Origin of the sequence: Allomuricauda ruestringensis DSM 13258 (assembly GCF_000224085.1) — a bacterium.
GTDB classification, from domain to species: domain Bacteria; phylum Bacteroidota; class Bacteroidia; order Flavobacteriales; family Flavobacteriaceae; genus Flagellimonas; species Flagellimonas ruestringensis.
Map to the genome: position 1 here is coordinate 324073 of NC_015945.1, position 15349 is coordinate 339421.

General features: G+C 40.6%; 16 protein-coding genes. 6 read left to right on the plus strand and 10 right to left on the minus strand.

What is annotated here, in order from left to right; translation table 11 throughout:
* The first annotated feature begins 102 nt into the window (after window positions 1-102).
* Window positions 103-1320, plus strand: a complete 1218-nt coding sequence (locus MURRU_RS01560; protein WP_014031653.1) for a sensor histidine kinase — start codon at window positions 103-105, stop codon at window positions 1318-1320.
* 171 nt (window positions 1321-1491) lie between these two features.
* Here the strand turns inward: MURRU_RS01560 and MURRU_RS01565 are convergent, their stop codons facing one another.
* Window positions 1492-1728 carry a hypothetical protein gene (locus MURRU_RS01565; RefSeq protein WP_041801211.1) on the minus strand — a complete coding sequence of 79 codons (237 nt, stop codon included), beginning with the start codon at window positions 1726-1728 and terminating at the stop codon, window positions 1492-1494.
* Window positions 1729-2051: 323 nt separating this feature from the next.
* On the opposite strand from MURRU_RS01565, the gene msrA reads away from it, so the two are divergent.
* Window positions 2052-2747, plus strand: a complete 696-nt coding sequence (msrA, locus tag MURRU_RS01570) for a peptide-methionine (S)-S-oxide reductase MsrA (RefSeq protein ID WP_014031656.1) — start codon at window positions 2052-2054, stop codon at window positions 2745-2747.
* 85 nt (window positions 2748-2832) lie between these two features.
* On the opposite strand, the gene MURRU_RS01575 is transcribed toward msrA, so the two are convergent.
* The 4 genes from MURRU_RS01575 to MURRU_RS01590 form a co-directional block, all read right to left on the minus strand.
* A complete protein-coding gene (locus MURRU_RS01575; protein ID WP_014031657.1) occupies window positions 2833-4293 on the minus strand; it encodes a hypothetical protein in 1461 nt (486 codons plus the stop codon).
* A complete protein-coding gene (locus MURRU_RS01580) occupies window positions 4265-4867 on the minus strand; it encodes a hypothetical protein (protein ID WP_014031658.1) in 603 nt (200 codons plus the stop codon). The genes MURRU_RS01575 and MURRU_RS01580 overlap by 29 nt, the downstream gene beginning before the upstream one ends.
* Window positions 4857-5339 (minus strand): RNA polymerase sigma factor, encoded by a 483-nt coding sequence (locus tag MURRU_RS01585; RefSeq protein WP_148261544.1) that lies wholly within the window; start codon window positions 5337-5339, stop codon window positions 4857-4859. The genes MURRU_RS01580 and MURRU_RS01585 overlap by 11 nt, the downstream gene beginning before the upstream one ends.
* A gap of 302 nt (window positions 5340-5641) precedes the next feature.
* On the minus strand, window positions 5642-6067 hold the full coding sequence (locus tag MURRU_RS01590; protein ID WP_014031660.1) for an Ohr family peroxiredoxin: 426 nt from the start codon (window positions 6065-6067) through the stop codon (window positions 5642-5644).
* A 211-nt stretch (window positions 6068-6278) separates the two neighbouring features.
* On the opposite strand from MURRU_RS01590, the gene meaB reads away from it, so the two are divergent.
* The 3 genes from meaB to MURRU_RS01605 all read left to right on the plus strand — a co-directional run bounded on the left by meaB (window position 6279) and on the right by MURRU_RS01605 (window position 9337).
* Complete coding sequence (gene meaB, locus MURRU_RS01595; protein ID WP_014031661.1) at window positions 6279-7322, plus strand: methylmalonyl Co-A mutase-associated GTPase MeaB; 1044 nt, start codon at window positions 6279-6281, stop codon at window positions 7320-7322.
* 199 nt (window positions 7323-7521) lie between these two features.
* Window positions 7522-8484, plus strand: coding sequence for a glycosyltransferase family 2 protein (locus tag MURRU_RS01600; protein ID WP_014031662.1), 963 nt, complete (start codon window positions 7522-7524; stop codon window positions 8482-8484).
* Window positions 8465-9337, plus strand: coding sequence for a lysylphosphatidylglycerol synthase transmembrane domain-containing protein (locus MURRU_RS01605; protein WP_014031663.1), 873 nt, complete (start codon window positions 8465-8467; stop codon window positions 9335-9337). Before MURRU_RS01600 ends, MURRU_RS01605 begins: the two co-directional genes overlap by 20 nt.
* Here the strand turns inward: MURRU_RS01605 and MURRU_RS01610 are convergent.
* The 5 genes from MURRU_RS01610 to mazG all read right to left on the minus strand — a co-directional run bounded on the left by MURRU_RS01610 (window position 9334) and on the right by mazG (window position 14375).
* Entirely contained in the window at window positions 9334-10992 is a 1659-nt protein-coding gene (locus MURRU_RS01610; protein ID WP_014031664.1) for an ArnT family glycosyltransferase, read from the minus strand. The genes MURRU_RS01605 and MURRU_RS01610 overlap by 4 nt on opposite strands.
* The gene (locus tag MURRU_RS01615; RefSeq protein ID WP_014031665.1) at window positions 10989-11558 is read right to left on the minus strand and encodes a phosphatase PAP2 family protein; all 570 of its coding nucleotides are present in this window, start codon (window positions 11556-11558) and stop codon (window positions 10989-10991) included. The genes MURRU_RS01610 and MURRU_RS01615 overlap by 4 nt, the downstream gene beginning before the upstream one ends.
* A complete protein-coding gene (locus tag MURRU_RS01620; RefSeq protein ID WP_014031666.1) occupies window positions 11558-11785 on the minus strand; it encodes a hypothetical protein in 228 nt (75 codons plus the stop codon). The genes MURRU_RS01615 and MURRU_RS01620 overlap by 1 nt, the downstream gene beginning before the upstream one ends.
* Before the next feature lie 366 nt (window positions 11786-12151).
* Window positions 12152-13519: an MATE family efflux transporter gene (locus MURRU_RS01625; protein WP_014031667.1), complete on the minus strand. Its 1368-nt coding sequence runs from the start codon at window positions 13517-13519 to the stop codon at window positions 12152-12154.
* An 82-nt stretch (window positions 13520-13601) separates the two neighbouring features.
* Window positions 13602-14375, minus strand: coding sequence for a nucleoside triphosphate pyrophosphohydrolase (gene mazG, locus MURRU_RS01630; protein WP_014031668.1), 774 nt, complete (start codon window positions 14373-14375; stop codon window positions 13602-13604).
* A gap of 286 nt (window positions 14376-14661) precedes the next feature.
* Here mazG and MURRU_RS01640 point away from each other — a divergent pair, with 286 nt between their 5' ends.
* A complete protein-coding gene (locus MURRU_RS01640) occupies window positions 14662-15306 on the plus strand; it encodes a GDSL-type esterase/lipase family protein (RefSeq protein WP_014031669.1) in 645 nt (214 codons plus the stop codon).
* Window positions 15307-15349 lie beyond the last annotated feature (43 nt).

Genomic DNA, 15349 nt, shown 5'->3' on the forward strand with positions numbered 1-15349 from the left:
ATGAAAAACATGGTTAGATTTACAGCTTAAAACACCCCATTAAGCTACTCTACCGCTCGGTTTGCAACTTTTTTGCAGTAGAGGAACATTCACACGCAGCAAATGAAAATTCCTAGTAAGGATACATATAGGTTACAAGACAAGATTGATTTGATACTTAAGGTAAATTACAATTCGTCCTTCTTTGCTGCCATTTTCGGACTGGTGTGTTTTTTCTTTTTGGATATAAGAGGAATCATACCCTACACCTTTTTGGGTTATGCCTTCATCAATTTACTGAACACCCTTTTGTACAAACAGCACAAGAATTTGGTGCTCACCTATAACTCCACCTCTATCCTTTCTATGTTGGGAGCGGTCATCATCACAATTTACAGTGGAGGAATCGAAAGTCCCTTTATTTTTGTTTTGGCGATAATTGTTTTTGCTGGCTATGTCACCACCAAAGTTTTTGGTCAACTCTATCTAATCCTCAATTTAGCGGTACTCACCCTTTTATTTCTCTACGATACAGGGGATTTTACGATTTCGGAAAATACGGTTCCTACGGAAGCGAGGGATTGGTTTGCTTATTTGAGTGCCATGTTTGCCGTATATTTATTGGGCGGGGTTTTTGGTAAAAACCTTTTGAGCGCACACCATAAACTGTACAAATCCCGAAACGAAATCCAAGAGCGCATCGAGGAAAAAGAAACATTGTTAAAAGAGGTCCATCACCGGGTAAAAAACAACCTGCAAACGGTTTCCAGTCTTCTAAGCCTACAATCCAGGGCAATAGATGACAGTAAAATCAGCAGTATTATAAAAAGTAGCCAAAACCGTGTGGTATCCATGGCCATGGTCCATGAGATGCTTTATAAACGAGATGACTATCTTTCCAAAATAGAACTTGAACCCTATGTAAGGGAACTTTGTGATTATTTGGTAAGGTCGGTAAAAGGAAGCAACCGAAATGTAAAGGTTGCCTTGGACATATCGGATTACAAATTGAGTATTGATACGGTAATCCCTTTGGGATTAATCATTAACGAAACCATTACCAATGCCTTAAAATATGGCATCACAGAAGGAAATGATGGAGAAATCCATGTCTCCGTCCAAAAAATGGAGGGTAACCGCTACAAAATGTATCTAGGTGATAATGGAGTTGGCTATTCTGAAGAAATCAACCCTAAAACATCCAATTCCTTGGGATTAAAACTTATTTACAATCTAGCACGCCAACTTAGGGGCTCCATAAGTAGGGATTACTCCAAAAAAGGAACGCACTACACTATTGAGTTTGAGGAGGTGATAGAGCAATTCAACTCAGTGGATTAAAGTTTTTTCCAAAAGAAAAGGCCGGTTTAAAACCGACCTCATCCATACTTATTCCAATATAAACTTAAACTTCTAAAAATTTTCTTTCCCTGAAGGAAAAGGCTATGCTTGCCAAAACAAAGGCAACACTCAGAAACAGCGCAAAGGGTATTAAAATATCCAATATCATAATTATGCCAATTTAGCTTTGTTCTTTTTGGTTTTAAAAGAAAGCTCCTTTTTAATACGAGAGTTCTTAAACTTGTATAGTCTCACCATTTTTCTATCCTTTCTAACAGTGTTGTTGATAGTTACATCTAACTCAACTCCTACTGTAAGGGCATCTACCTTGGCCTCTTTGGAAATATCTTGGGCAGAAGCCATAGTTCCGAAAAAAGTTACTGCGATGATGGTGAAAATTGTCTTCATTGTTCTGTTTGTTTTGTGATGTAAAATTACTTTCAAGCACAAGCTCAACTCGATTTCCATCGCTCAACAACCCATTTTTTTCGGTGAATATTTTTTTTTCGGATGAAGTGTTTTTTATCTTCGACGAACGATTTTACCCCTAAAAACAGCACACCGAAGGCTTATGCATTTTATCGATAAACCCGCAATTTCAAACCCCTACAGGGCATTGAAGTATATTTTCTTTTCTTTGTAAGAAAAAACAGCTAATAGGATGGTTAACATTTTTTAACGGCCAACCAAGTAATTGTTGCTACCTTATTGCAACTAAACAAGAAACTAAAATGAAAATCGTGAGAACTCCATTTTTAATTCTGCTATTATTGGCATCCATAAGTTGTCAGCCCAAAAATAAATCGGGCAAGCAGGAAGTTGCCCAAAAAGAAGAATCCGACACTCATTTGGAGACCAAATTGACTTCAGAGCAACTCCAGGAATACGAGACCGCTTATTTTGCCAGTGGATGCTTTTGGTGTGTTGAAGCCATTTTTGAGAGCGTAAAAGGCGTTAAGGAAGTGTATTCAGGGTATTCCGGAGGTTCGGAGAAAAACCCGACCTACGAACAGGTTTCATATGGTAGAACCCATCATGCGGAGGCGGTAGAGGTATATTATGACCCAGATGTAATCTCGTTCATGCAGTTGGTTCAGGTATTTTTTGGCTCCCACGACCCAACCACCCTTAACAGGCAAGGACCTGACCGTGGTACACAATACCGTTCCATCGCTTTTTATAAAAACGATAAGGAAAAAAAGATCATTCAAGACTATATTGACAAACTGGAAGCCGAAAATGTTTATGGCAATCGCCCTATTGTAACAGAAGTGGAACCTTTTGAAAAGTTTTACAAAGCGGAAGAGTACCATCAGGATTACGAAAAACGAAATCCAAATAACAGTTACATTCAAAATGTTTCGATTCCCAGATTAAATCGTTTTAAAAAGAATTTTAAATCCTACCTAAAAGAAGATGTCCACTAAAATTGGAAGGTAGGTTGTGGCCGTTGAAGAAAGAATGGCCCGAGAACAAGTTTGAGGTGGTTCCTTGGGACGTCTTGTAACAAGATCAGTTCTTAAGAACCACCTCGCTGTATTTGGAGTTGATTTTGATGGTTTTCCCATCGTTTTTACTGATATGATATCCCGTATGGATATTGGCGCCATTTTTTTGGGTGGATGTCAATTGTAATGCTTTCGGATATTGGAAACCTGATGTTGTTTCGCTAACGGAAATTGTATAAGGCGTTTTGGGCAGTTTACAATCCAGTTCCCCATTTTCCATGGAAATATCAATGGTGCTGAAACCATCGGAAACTTCATCAATACTAAGTACACCAAAGTTATTGGTGACCGTTGCCCTGTTCGCAATGCTACCAATCACCACGTTGGACGATACCGAGTGCAATTTTAGTTCCTTTACCTCTTTTAAATTGACCTTATCGGAGTAATCCGTACTAAGGCTGCCATAATTCCAGTTCTGTACCACAACTGGCGAGTACGACACCCGAATATCCGTTTTGTCGCCATCAATGGTAGAGGCAAGCAAGCTTGCGTAGGACAAGCTTGCATTAATGTTCTTGGTGTTTTCGGCCAGTTTTACCTCACCATGCCTCACGTTCAAGTTCAATTTAATGTACTTGGGCATTTTAATAATGATTCGTTTTTTGACTTTATACTCTTTGTGTTCTCCATCTGAGGAGAAATAGAATACATTGGGACTGCCGTGGATTGTTCTTGCTTCTTCGCGCAGCTGTTTTCTGAGCTCGGTCTGCTCCTCTCTTAGCTCTGCTTGCTGAGTTCGGAGTTCTTCACGTTGCTGTCTGAGCTGTTCGTGCATCTCCTCGCGCACCTTTTCACGTTCTTCTCTCAGCTTATCTCTTTCCTCCCTCATCTCCTCTCTTCGAGCTTCTCGCTCTTCTGCCATCTCCTCCATACGTTTGCCCCATTCTTCAAAACGGGCTTTATATTCCTTGTCAAAAGTTTTGTCGAATTCTTTCTTCCACTCCTTCATGTACTTATCTCCATCTTTTTTGTAGGCATCGTAATCAAACTCAATGGGTGGCATGGGAGGCATCGGTGGCATGGATGGCATTACATTTATTTCCGGGATGGTGAACTCAGGGATTTCCGGAATCTCTACATTCGCAATAATCTCGGCAACTGAAGGCATCTCAGGGATATCGATATTAAACCCTTGAAAATCAAAAGTATAATTAGGTCCAGCACCTTCAGTGCTTACTTCAATTTCTTTGCTATTGCCCATTATTTTGACCAAATCCCGCTCAAAATAAGCATCGGCCTCCTCTTTGTCGACACCCTCCAGTTCGATTACCGCCGTAATTTCCACTTGATCTTTGTCCCATGTCTCAAATTGAATATCGGCATAACTGGTATTGATGTTAAGTTCAGTGTCCTTATTGACATTGAAATTTTCCTTGTAGGTTTTGGATTTCTCCTGCGCTTGGCCGGTAAATCCAACCAAGGCAAGGAGCAACCCGCTAAACAATATTTGATGATTCCTGCTCATTTTTTGATGATTTTAATTGATTCAACTTTGTTTTTAATTTTTGCAACAACTGCAACCTTAACTGTAGGTTTTTGATAAGTGCGTTTATAGTTTGGTCATTGGGGCCCAATTCGTTCAACTCTTCATTTAGCCTGTGGTATTCTTTGTTCAACTCGGCCAATCGTTCCATATAGCTGTCCATAAGCTCCTTGTTCTCTGGATCAACATCTAAATCTGATAGCTGTAAATTGATATTTGTAGTGTAATAGGTTTCAATCTTTTTTAAGTCCGGTGATAAATCGCCCAGCGACATACCCTCGCCACTACCATTTGAATTATCGCGATCAACAACCGTTACTTGCTCTTCAGGCACATCAATGGGGTCGGTATTGTTGAAATAATAAATGGATAGGCCAAGTGCCACAACAACGGAGGCAGCTATCTGCATCCAAAGAGAGAACACTTTTTTCTTTGGAGGGTTATTGGGCAATTCCTTTTCCAGTTTAGCTAAAAACCGGCCTTCATGCCTATCCTCCATGGTGAAGCGTTTCTGCTCCCTTTCTTTCTCAAACAATTTTCTAAGGTCACGTGCCATAGGCCAAATCTTTTAATTTTTCTTTCAATTGTGCTTTTCCTCTTAACAATCGGGTTCTGGATGCTGTCTCTGTAATGTTCAAAATTTCAGCTATTTCCGAATGATCGTACCCTTCTACCAAGAACAATTGCACTACATATTTGTATTTTTGGGGCAGTTCTTCAATAGCTCCCGTTACTTGTTCAATGGAAATTCCTTCCTCCACGGACCAATCATCCTCTTCTGCCACCTGCAAGTAACTTTCGTTCAACTCAACCGTACGTTGGTGTTTCGATTTTAAAAAGTCGATACTGCCGTTCACTACAATTCTCTTTAACCAGGCCCCGAACGTAACATCTCCCTTAAACTGTTCAATCCGCTGAAAAGCCTTTATAAACGAGTCCTGCAATACATCCTCCGCATCATCAGCATTTTTAAGAAATCGCATGGCCACACAAAACATACCATCGCAATACTGATGGTACAGTTTCATTTGTGCCTGACGGTCGTTCGCCTTGCACTTTTCTACAAGCTCAATATGGAGCACATTCGGTTCTATGTCTGGTTTTTTAGTTGTTCTGTAATAAGGACGATGCAAAAAATACAACGTTGCAAATTAGGGCGTTTTTGGCGTATTTTTAACAAAAAAAGCCCCGCTGATTTTTCAACGGGGCTCTTTAATTAACTACCTCGGGGCAATCCCGCAAGGTATTCCAACAAACAAAACCTTAACCCATTTCGATGCAGAACATCGGGGAATTAGCCCCATTTAATGGGATTAAAAAGTTAGGTGATTTATTCGTCTACCAATAAATTTAAATGTACGGTAATATTGTCACGTGTGGCTTTGCTGTACGGACAAATTTCGTGAGCTGCGTTCATCAAGGTTTCCCCCATTTCCTTGTCCACCGTGGGCAAGTACGCATCCAAGGTAGCTTCCAAGAAGAGGCCGTCCTCCTCTTTGTTCAGTGAAATATTGGCCGTAACATTGAAATCCCCTAAATCCTCGATTCCCCGCTCTTTGGCAACGGCCTGAATTCCTGCCGCGTAGCAGCTGGAGTATGCGGCTGCAAAGAGTTCTTCGGGATTGGTTGATTTTGTGTCTGGTTTTCCTTTTGAATTTGGCATCCTTATGTCGAAATCCAAAACGCCATCTTCACTCTTCACATGTCCAGCTCTCCCTCCTGTATTAGTGGCCTTGGCCTCAAAAATAGTTTTCATCTTTAAAAAGTTTATAGGTTCGTAAGATCAGCACCTACGCGGTAACCGATAATTTAACGAATAAGGTACCAATTTGTAGGCGGAAGTCCACCTTAACAGATATTAAATTTTTGTGAAATGGATAAATCAAAATTTGCAGTGTATTCCCATGTTAGTTTGATTAAACCCGTAAAATCTTTATAAATTCGTGATGAATTGATCAACAGCACCCTTGGCAGACAAAAGCAAAACACCCTCGAACGCGGTTTCCAAAATCAAAGCCCTTAGAAAGCAAGAACTTTCTGCTGAAGCTTTGGCCCAAGGTATTTTTGATGGCAACAAAGCTATGCTTGCTAAGGCCATCACCTTATTGGAAAGCACAAAGCCAGCACATTTTGAAAAGGCCAATGCTATCATAGAAAAGTGTTTGACCCAGCCTAACAAAAGCATTCGGCTAGGAATAACAGGCGTACCAGGGGTAGGCAAAAGTTCCTTTATCGAAATCTTGGGCAAAACATTGACCAACCAAGGAAATAAAGTAGCTGTTTTGGCCGTGGACCCAACAAGTTCGTTGAGCAAGGGAAGTATTTTGGGGGACAAGACCCGAATGGAAACCTTGGCCAAAGACCCAAATGCCTTTATACGCCCCTCCCCTTCTGGAACCTCTTTGGGTGGTGTGGCGCGAAAAACCAGAGAGAGCATTGTTCTTTGCGAAGCAGCAGGCTATAATGTGATTTTGGTGGAAACCGTTGGCGTAGGCCAAAGTGAGATTGCCGTGCACAGTATGGTGGATTTTTTTCTTTTGCTAAAACTATCCGGTGCAGGTGACGAACTCCAAGGCATTAAAAGAGGGATTATGGAAATGGCAGATGCCATCGCCATCAACAAAGCGGACGGTAGCAATTTGGAACATGCCAAACTCGCCGTTACCGAATTCTCGAGGGCCTTGCACCTATATCCGCCCAAAGCCAATGGTTGGACTCCCAAGGTGATGAAGTGTTCCGCATTGGAGAAAACAGGTATTGAAGAAATCTGGGAAATGGTGCAACAATTTGTGGAACACACCAAGGAAAACGGTTTTTTTGAAAAAAATCGGAAGCAACAGAACAAAAATTGGTTCCTTCAGACCGTGGATGAGTACATCAAACAATTTTTTCATCAAAAAGAAACCTTTAAAAAGGAACAAGCTGCTTTATTGACAGCTATTGATGAGCATAAAATTTCACCATTCTATGCCGCCAAAACCCTGTTGGACAAGATTACCAAGGAACTTTAGAGCCTGTTTAGGAATTTGTGATTGGAATTGATATAGGCTATTTTTGATGCAGTTTGAGGCATAATTTTTAAGCATAGCCGTGGCTACGGTTCAAAATTATAACGAAGAAATGCGCAAAAAAAGGCATAACAAAACAATTGACAAATTCCTAAACAGGCTCTTAAATAAAAGCGATAAATTTGCACAGATTTTATACTGAATGAGCACCGTTACCGATTCCCTTTTATCCATAGTGGTTCCTTTGTACAACGAGGAGGACAATGTGGTTCTTTTGACCCAAAAAATTAACGAAAGCCTTGAGGGGTACAACTATCAAATTGTTTATGTAGACGATTTTTCTACGGACAGCACCCGTATTAAGGTCAAGGAAATGGACGATAAGAGAGTCCATTTGATTGAACTGAAAAAGAACTACGGACAAAGTTTGGCCTTGGCCGCCGGGATTGATTACGCCGAAGGGGAATATATCATTACCATGGATGGGGATTTGCAAAACGATCCCTCCGATATTCCGCAGATGTTGGAACACGCCATTACCGAGGAATACGATTTGGTAACGGGTATCCGTCAGAAAAGAAAGGACTCCCAAGTTAAAAAAATACCCTCCAAGATTGCCAACTTTTTGGTACGCAGGGTGACTAAGCTCGATATTAAAGATAATGGTTGCGCGTTAAAAGTTTTTACCAAGGATATTGCAAAAAGCCTTAACCTATATGGCGAAATGCATCGTTTTATTACACTTTTGGCCCATTTGGAAGGTGCACAGATAAAACAGGTTCCCGTAAAACACCATGCTCGACACGCTGGAGTTTCCAAATACGGCTTGGAGCGGGTTTTTAAAGTGGTGGCAGACATGATGCTGCTACTTTTTATTAGAAAATACTTCCAACGCCCCATTCACCTATTCGGGATTTTTGGGGTATTACTGGTTATTCTGGGAGTTTTGATCAATGTGTATTTGTTGATCGTAAAGCTTGGCTTCGGACAGGATATCGGAACCAGACCATTGCTCATATTCGGGATGATGTTTATTGTGGGCGGTATCCAATTATTTACCATCGGGATTGTAATGGAACTCTTGATCCGTACCTACTACGAATCGCAACAGAAAAGACCGTATCGCATCAAAAAAATTACCATAGGTGACGGAAAAGCTACGTAAAAAGGGCATAACTGCCCTAAAAATCATCATTAGTGCAGTATTGATCTACTTTATTTTCACCAAAATAGAGTTGAAGGATGTACTCCAAACCTTAAAAAAGAGCGACCCCTTATATTTATTTTTGGCATTGCTGTTTTTTGTGTTGTCCAAGACCTTATCAGCTTTTAGGCTGAACCTTTATTTTCATCAAATTGGGGCTAGAATTACACAGTTGAGCAATTTGAAGCTTTACCTTTTGGGGATGTTCTACAACCTTTTTTTGCCAGGAGGTATTGGCGGTGATGCGTACAAAGGCTACGTCATCCAAAAAAAATATCAAACTGGGACCAAGAAAGTGATATCCAGTTTACTGTTGGACCGTTTAAGTGGTATGTTGTTGCTTTTTGTTTATGCCTGTGTACTTGCTTTGTTATCCAATAATGATTTTTTAAACAACTTTTATGGGTTGATCATCCTTGCCATCCCCTTGAGCGTGATTGTTTTTTGGTTTGTAAATAAGCGTTTTTTTACTACTACCCTGCCCGTATTTTGGAAATCCGTAGGGTTTTCGGCCTTAGTGCAATTGGCTCAGTTGGTTAGTGTGGTTTTTATATTGAAAGCCATGTCGGTCTCCCTTGATGCAATTGAATATTTGTTCATATTTCTGATTTCCTCCATTGTATCCGTGATACCTTTGACTATAGGAGGAATTGGAAGTAGGGAAGTTACTTTTTTATACGGAGCTGAATGGTTGGGCTTGGATGCAAGTACTTCCATAGGAATCAGTTTTACCTTCTTTTTGATAACGGCACTGATCTCTTTTTTTGGCGTGATTTATCATTTCAAAAAACCAAAACTGGAATCGGTTGATTAATCCAACTGCACCAAATGCATTTTGTTCAATTTTCCTGCTCTAGTGTTAGGGTTCAAAAACTTGGTCTGTAAGCGGGTTATTCGGAACTGGTCCACGGTAATTTGTTCGTCCCAAACAATTCCATTTTTTCGTAACTGCTCCAATTCTTTGTCCGTGACATATACCCAAACATCATTTTTGTTTGCTATTTCTGAGAGCGATGTTATTTGTACAGGTTTCTTATTGTAAAAATCCAACGACCAAGAATATCTTTCCGAAATCTTGTAAATCCTATCAACGGGAATGTTGTTCTCCTTCACCTGCTCCGCCATGGTGGAACCTCCTTGGTATTCGAGCAGTTTTGGGTAAAAATGGGCATTCATCAAACCATTTAACAACACCGAACTAAAAATGGCAACGGTTACAATTTTTGTGTACGGAGCTTCTTTCTGAACTATAAAGTACATCACCAACCCAAGAGCCATCAGCAATAACAAATAGTTATACCAATGCTCCAATTTAAATACGTAAAAACTCACCAAAATGGTAAAGACCACCACTAGACCCAATATAAAATATTGGATGCCCAAAATTACCTTGGCCATCTTCAATTTTTCCTTTTGATGCAACATATACAGGAATGCCGCCGATAGAATCGTATACAAAGGCATTAAAATATTCATGTAGTGCGGCAATTTAAACTGCGCAAAACTGATGAGCAGGAACAAAATGGAAATCCCGCCCACGGTCAAAAACTCCAAGTCGGGCCTGTAGGCAAATTTGGTTTCCCAAAAGGCTTTCAGTTTGGTCCAATAGCCAATCAATGCGAGAACCGTCCATGGCAGGAACACCCATAAAAAGGTGTGAAAGAAAAAGAAGAAGTCACTACTGTTCTTCCCCACGCCTTCGCCACTCATGCGTTCAAAACTCTGTTCCCAAAAAATAAAGAAGATACCGCTTCGGTTATCTTTTCCTCTGATTACTTTCTCGGGATGCAAATCAAATTGATGGTAATAGGCGTACAACATCGGGGCAATGGTGACGCCAAACACCAAAATTGCCACCAGAACTTTCCAATTGAACAATTGCTGCCACTTTCGGGTATAGATCAAGTGGCACAGTATCGAAATTCCAATCACTACCAAAGCAATCTGACCTTTGGTGGAAAAGGCTATCCCCGCCCCAAAGGCTCCCAAAGCAATGCTTTTCAAGCTACTTTTTTCAATATAGCTAACCAATTGCCAAATGGAAAAAATCGTGAACCCCGTCAAAACAGCATCGGTACGCACATCAATATTGGCCAGTACCATGGTTTGGGCCGTCATAAAAATCAATGAAGCAAACCTTCCAACATCCTTGTTGTAAAGCAATTTTCCGAGACCATAGCAACTGTAAGCGCCCAATAGAGTGGACAATATACCGGGAATGCGATATGCCCAATCGTGAATACCAAATATTTTATAGGAAATGGCGGCCAGCCAGTAATGCATGTGTGGTTTGTCCAGATACTCTTCAGTGCCCTTGAACAGACTCAGAAAGTCGTTTTCTTGAACCATTCGCATGGCCATAACTGCAAATTGGGCTGAATCGTTCTCGAACAGGGTCACGAACATTCCGATGATGTATACCAAAACAATCAACCCAATATAAAACCAGTATCTGGCAGTTGAGATCATACCTCTGTTTTTTGGAAAGCAAATATAGCCAACTTGGCCCACAACCATCCGAAAAGAGAACCTACCAAAGCTCCCGAAACCACATCCAACGGATAATGCACACCGATGTAAATTCGGCTATAGGCCACAATACAGGCCCAAAGCAACAACACCCAAGAAATGTACTTCACTTTATTCCTGAACATCACAGTAAAGAAAATAGCTGGCCCAAAAGAATTCGCCGCGTGGGCTGAAAAATACCCAAATTGCCCGCCACAATAACTTTTTACCAAACGCATGGCGCCGCTTACTTCGGGGTCGTGGCAGGGTCGAAGTCGACCCACGCCATATTTAAAAAAATTGGACAATTGGTCGGTACAAGTTATCAGCAAAGCGATGGAAACCAAAATGACTGCGGTTCCTTTCCATCCAAAATTTCGGTAAATCAAATAAAGTAATAACAGATAAAGCGGGGCTGAATTTCTGGTAGCAGTCATGAACATCCAGAAACCGTCCCAAGTTTCGGTTCCCAAACCATTGAGGAACAAAAACAGTTCTTTATCGTATTGCAGTAACTGTTCGATCATCAATCGTCGTATCTGGAGACTTCCCTATCGTAAAAGGCCGTAGCAGCTTCGATTAGGTTTTCCGCTTCTTCCATTAAATCGTCCTCATCTTGTTTGGAGAATTCTTCCATCCATTCCACTTCATCATTTTCCAGATTGATGATAAAGCGCGGGTATTCGGTATGGACAATAAAAATGGCCTCGGGATAATCCGTATTGTCGGCCAATAAAAATTTAGGTAGTTCCATGTATCAAATAGTTAGATTTCAAATTTTGGAATCTTCTTAATTCAATACCCGATGTGTATTTTGAAGATTTCTCGTCCAAAAACCGTCAATTCGAGTGAAATTCCAAAGGAATTTTGTATCGAGAATCGTTTTTTGGCTTGAAATTCTAGTTCTCGATACAATTTTCTTTTGTTTCGACTTCGCTCAACAACCAAAAATCACTCGAACTGACGAATTTCGTCCAAAATCCACAACTGGTTTCAAATTTATAATTAAATGTGCCATGTTGAACTCCTGTCTGCCGACAGGCACGGCGTTTCAACATCACATATATTTTCATTTTATAATGAGACCCTGAGACGAGCTCAGGGTGACAACCATTCTAATTTAGTTTCCAATCAATTTCTTGGTCAAAAAGTTAAATCGAAGATACAACATTACGGCCGATGCGGTAAGTCCCGACAACAATCCTATCCAAATTCCTGTACTCTGCAAACTTGTATGAAGGCCCAAGTAATAACTAATCGGAAAACCAATCAACCAGTACGCTACAAAAGTAATCAGCGTAGGTATCTTCACATCCTGTAAACCACGTAACGCACCCAAAACCACTACTTGGAGCCCATCAGAAATTTGAAAAAAGGCCGCAACCAACAATAGTGTTGCCGCAATGATGATCACTTCAGTATTGTCTGCTTGGTTGGCAATATCGTCCACATCCAAATAAATGGTCGGCAACCAATGTCTCCCCAATAAGAAAATCACAGCGAAAGCTATTTCCACCAAAAGCGTCAAGAAAAACACAGATTCCGCGATTCGCTTCAACTCTTTATAATTTCGAAGCCCTTTCTGATTTCCGACCCTAACTATAGCTGCCACACCAAGCCCCATACCTACCATAAAGGTCATACTGCTCAAGTTCAATGCTATTTGATTGGCCGCTTGGGCATTTTTTCCAAGCACTCCGCTCAACCAAATGGCCGCTGTAAAAATGGCCACCTCAAAAAACATCTGCAGCGCCGATGGAAATCCAAGACCGATGATTTTGTTTATCACTTTTTTCTCAATCTTTCTAAAGTTGAAATGAGTTACATAGGGAGCAAACTTTTCTTTCCGCTTTAGCAAGTACCAAATAAAGGCCACCATGATCACACGAGATGCCAAAGTACCTACTGCCGCGCCAACAATTCCCATCTTGGGAAAGCCCAAAGCACCAAAAATGAGTAAATAATTCAGGGTGATGTTTACCACATTGGCCACAATAGTAGTGTACATTGGATATTTGGTCTGCGATAAACCATCCGAAAACTGCTTAAAGGCTTGAAATATGATTAAAGGCACCAACGAAAATGCGACCAAATCCAAATAGGGTAAAGCAAGTTCCACCACTTCTGGAGGCTGCTCCATGTGGTGTATCAAGGGTTTGGAAACTTGAATAAGTCCAAACAGGGACAATCCAAGTACCGTACAAAGTACCAAACCGTGTTTTAAGGCACTTTTACCCGCTGCCTGGTCCTTTGCCCCATCCGCTTCGGCCACCAAAGGGGTAATGGCAGTGGAGAAACCAATCCCGAGTGACATCGCAATAAAAACAAAACTATTGCCCAAAGAAACGGCTGCCAACTCTGCTGTACCCAGTTGCCCCACCATAATATTGTCCGCAAAAGCCACAAAAGTATGCCCCAACATCCCCAAAATAACGGGATAGGACAATTTTAGGTTATAGGCAAACTCTTTGGTGTAATTCTGAAACACAACGGATACTTAAAAAGGATGGCAAATATAGATAGATTGATGACAATTTCCATCCCTCCTTATGTTAGCTTAGAGATAAATTTTAAAGCATCTTGGCCTCTTCCCAAAACACATCCATTTCGGCCAAGGTCATATCCTTTATGGACTTTCCCGCTTCCTTGGCTTTTCCCTCCAAATATTGAAAGCGTTTTATAAATTTTTTATTGGTCCGTTCCAATGCATTTTCTGGATTGATTTTTAGAAAACGTGCATAATTCACCATAGAAAATAGCACATCTCCAAATTCGGATTCCATTTTATCAGCATTCTTGGCCTCCACCTCTTCTTGAAGCTCTCCCAACTCCTCTTTCAGCTTTTCAAAAACCTGCTCGGGCTTTTCCCAATCAAAACCCACACCTGAAACCTTATCTTGGATTCGGTTGGCCTTGACCAGCGATGGCAAACCATTGGGAACACCTTCCAGTACGCTTTTCTTGCCTTCCTTTAATTTGATGTTCTCCCAGTTTTGCTTTACCTCTTCTTCATTTTCCACTTTTACATCGCCATAAATGTGCGGGTGTCTGTTAATGAGTTTCTCGCAGATACCATTGGCCACATCGGCAATGTCAAAATCCTGTGTTTCGGAACCGATTTTGGCATAGAACACAATGTGCAATAAAATATCGCCCAGTTCTTTCTTCACCTCCTCCAAATCATTGTCGAGAATGGCATCGCCCAATTCGTAGGTTTCCTCAATGGTTAAATGGCGAAGCGTCTGCATGGTCTGCTTTTTGTCCCACGGGCATTGCTCGCGCAGTTCATCCATTATGGTCAAAAGACGGTCAAAAGCAGCCAACTGCTCCGATCTTGTGTTCATTTATTTCTATTTTGACCAAAAATACAAAGACCCCACATTAGAAAATCCATCATCAAAATTTACTTATGAAAAAATTCGTCATTTCGAGTGGTTTTTTGAACTGTAGGTCAAAAAATTGTATCGAGAAAAGAATTTTCTTACGCATAAACCTTGTTCTCGATACTTTTTCCTTCTGAAAAAACTCGAACTGACGGTTTATGAAAAGTATTCTTGTATTTTTCAACAAAGCATGTTTACGGAAAAATATTACTATCTTCAACGTCGTTTTTAGGCAAACCCCGGTAGAATGAAACATTTTTTTATTGCATTGCTCTTGGTGCCATTAATGGCTATTGGGCAGAAGGATAACCCTTACAAAAATGAGGTTAGGTTAATTCAGCAAAAAAATGATTCCCTTTGGGATTCTTCCAAGCCAACCATTGTTTTTACGGGAAGTTCCAGTATTCGGTTTTGGACAGATATACAGAAAAGGTTTCCAGAACATCAAGTGCTGAACACAGGTTTTGGGGGTTCCCAATTTTCCGATTTAGAACTTTATCTTGATGAATTGATTTTAAACTACAAGCCCGTAAAAGTATTTATTTATGAAGGTGACAACGATATTTTTGCGAAGAAAAGACCTCGAAAAATAGTAAAAACTGCCGAAGGCATCCTTGATAAACTCCAACAGAGAAATCCAGAAATGGAGATTGTATTAATATCGGCCAAACCGAGCATATCCAGATGGAAGTACCGCGGGAGATATAGACGTTTGAACCGCAAACTCGACAGATTGGCATCCGAAACAACGGGAATTGATTTTGTTGACGTTTGGTATCCGATGTTGGATAAAAGAAAAGTAAAACAAGACATCTTTATTGAAGATGGACTTCACATGAACGATAAAGGATATGACATCTGGTACGATGTTATCAAAAATTACATAGACTAAAACTAAACAAACGTGATTTACAGATCAATTTTGCTGTTCGTTG

Coding starts and splice junctions, on each gene's coding strand:
- MURRU_RS01560 (WP_014031653.1), top strand. CDS start 103: ATGAAAATTCCTAGTAAGGATACATATAGGTTACAAGACAAGATTGAT.
- MURRU_RS01565 (WP_041801211.1), bottom strand. CDS start 1,728: ATGAAGACAATTTTCACCATCATCGCAGTAACTTTTTTCGGAACTATG.
- msrA (WP_014031656.1), top strand. CDS start 2,052: ATGAAAATCGTGAGAACTCCATTTTTAATTCTGCTATTATTGGCATCC.
- MURRU_RS01575 (WP_014031657.1), bottom strand. CDS start 4,293: ATGAGCAGGAATCATCAAATATTGTTTAGCGGGTTGCTCCTTGCCTTG.
- MURRU_RS01580 (WP_014031658.1), bottom strand. CDS start 4,867: ATGGCACGTGACCTTAGAAAATTGTTTGAGAAAGAAAGGGAGCAGAAA.
- MURRU_RS01585 (WP_148261544.1), bottom strand. CDS start 5,339: ATGAAACTGTACCATCAGTATTGCGATGGTATGTTTTGTGTGGCCATG.
- MURRU_RS01590 (WP_014031660.1), bottom strand. CDS start 6,067: ATGAAAACTATTTTTGAGGCCAAGGCCACTAATACAGGAGGGAGAGCT.
- MURRU_RS01600 (WP_014031662.1), top strand. CDS start 7,522: ATGAGCACCGTTACCGATTCCCTTTTATCCATAGTGGTTCCTTTGTAC.
- MURRU_RS01610 (WP_014031664.1), bottom strand. CDS start 10,992: ATGATCTCAACTGCCAGATACTGGTTTTATATTGGGTTGATTGTTTTG.
- MURRU_RS01615 (WP_014031665.1), bottom strand. CDS start 11,558: ATGATCGAACAGTTACTGCAATACGATAAAGAACTGTTTTTGTTCCTC.
- MURRU_RS01620 (WP_014031666.1), bottom strand. CDS start 11,785: ATGGAACTACCTAAATTTTTATTGGCCGACAATACGGATTATCCCGAG.
- mazG (WP_014031668.1), bottom strand. CDS start 14,375: ATGAACACAAGATCGGAGCAGTTGGCTGCTTTTGACCGTCTTTTGACC.
- MURRU_RS01640 (WP_014031669.1), top strand. CDS start 14,662: ATGAAACATTTTTTTATTGCATTGCTCTTGGTGCCATTAATGGCTATT.